At 72.8% G+C, this 1,812-nt stretch carries 1 protein-coding gene and 1 pseudogene; both read left to right on the top strand.

Translation table 11 applies throughout. From position 1 onward, the window contains the following. The first annotated feature begins 218 nt into the window (after nt 1-218). Complete coding sequence (locus ACIY1X_RS26265; protein WP_399686560.1) at nt 219-1,184, top strand: LysR family transcriptional regulator; 966 nt, start codon at nt 219-221, stop codon at nt 1,182-1,184. Between the two features lie 117 nt (nt 1,185-1,301). Continuing rightward, nucleotides 1,302-1,812, top strand: a pseudogene (locus ACIY1X_RS26260) (adenylate/guanylate cyclase domain-containing protein); the annotation flags it as partial.

The following is a 1,812-nucleotide window of genomic DNA, read 5'->3' as shown; positions in this document are numbered from 1 at the left end:
GGGGGTCGTCCCAGTGGAAGGCGGCTTTGGTGGTGGCCATGTGGAGTCTCCGTGGAAGGTGGAATGCGGGGGAATGGGCGGCATGGTACGTCCGGCACGGGGGCCCGGCAAACGAGAATTCGGCACCCAGATATGCGACATTCGCACATCTCGGACGCCTCTCCCTGCTGCCGGTAAGGGAGCACCGCGCCGATCCAACCATGCAGCCGGGGCATACCATGCGACGCAAGATCCCTTCCACCCAGGCGCTGGCCTGCTTCGAGGCGGCGGCACGCCACGAGAGCTACACGCGCGCCGCCGAGGAACTGGCGCTGACGCAGAGCGCCGTCTCGCGCCAGGTCGGCGCGCTGGAGGCGTTCATGGGGATGGCGCTGTTCCGCCGCACGCGCCACGGCGTGCAGCTCACCGCCGCGGGCGCCGACTACGCACGCCAGATCCGCCGCCAGCTCGACGCGATGGAGCGCGACACACTGGACGCGATGGCGCGCCAGGGCACGGGCGGCGCGCTGCAACTGGCGGCGGTGCCGACCTTCGCCACGCGCTGGCTGATCCCGCGCCTGCCCGGCTTCGCGCGGCTGCATGCCGACGTCACCATCCACATCGAGACGCGCACGCGGCCCTTCCTCTTCGCCGACACGCCCTTCGACGCCGCGCTGTGGGCCGGCACGCCGCAGCAGGCGGCGCACTGGGCCGGCACCCGCTCCACCGTGCTGATGCACGAGGACGTGGTGCCGGTGTGCAGCCCGCAGCTCATCGCGCCGCGCCGGCAGGTCGGCGCGCAGGCGGTGGCGAAGCTGCCGCTACTGCAGCAGAGCACCCGGCCCGACGGCTGGGCCCCGTGGTTCGAGGCGCAGGGCGTGGCCGCGCCCCGCGCGCGCAGCGGGCCGCGCTACGAGCTGTTCTCCATGCTCGCCGCGGCGGCCGCGAACGGCCTGGGCGTGGCGCTGATGCCGGCGATGCTGATCGAGACGGAGCTGGCGCGCGGCGAGCTGATCGTCGCCTGCCCCCGGCCGCTGCGCGGCGAACGCAGCTACTTCCTGGTCAGCCCCGCCGTGCAGGACGAACGCCCCGCCCTGGCGCTGTGGCGCGACTGGCTGCTCGGGCAGGCGCAGGCCTGGCTGCAGGCGCATCCGGCCGCGCCGGACGCCGCCGGCGGCACCCGGAATGCGAAATATGTGTCGTAAGCGCCATGGATTGTTATTGCATTGTTTCCTGCGTGCATTCAGCCCTACCTCGCCGGCGCGCGTAAGGCGAAGATTGCGGGTTGTCCGCGCGGCCGCGCGGTGCCCGCGTCCCGCGCCATGGCCTCCGAATCCCCCACGCCTTCTCCTGCTGCTGCCAGCCCCCGCCGCCTGCGGCGCTTCCGCGTCGACGTGGGCACCATCATCACGGCCGTGGTGCTGGCGCAGTCGCTGCTGCTCGTGGGGCTGGGCTACTGGGGCGCCCAGCGGCTGGTAACGGCCATCGGCGAATCGGCCCACCGGGCCGACCACCTGCGCATCGAGGACAAGGTCAACGCCTTCCTGGCCAAGGCCACCTCGGTGGTGCAGGCGATGGCGGCCGCGCCCAGCCTGCGCCCGGCCGGCGAGGGCGCGGTGCCCACGGCCGAGCTGCTGTGGGTGCTGCTGCAGCAGTCGCCCGAGCTGGACAGCCTGTACGTGGCCAACGACCTGGGCCGCATGCTGATGGTGCAGCGCTACCCCGACCCGGCGGTGCGCCACATCGTGCGCGAGAACGGCACGACCGTCGAGACCTGGGAGTTCAAGCCGAGGCCGCCCGAGGACGGCACCGGCGGCGACGTGCAGCAGCGCT

The organism is Xenophilus sp. (genome assembly GCF_044462705.1).
GTDB classification, from domain to species: domain Bacteria; phylum Pseudomonadota; class Gammaproteobacteria; order Burkholderiales; family Burkholderiaceae_C; genus Xenophilus; species Xenophilus azovorans.
Note: the sequence above shows the minus strand (reverse complement) of the source record. Positions and strands in the feature narration are given on the sequence as shown.

What these genes read in the sequence shown, in the direction of transcription:
- ACIY1X_RS26265 (WP_399686560.1), top strand. Translation starts at nt 219, where the DNA reads ATGCGACGCAAGATCCCTTCCACCCAGGCGCTGGCCTGCTTCGAGGCG.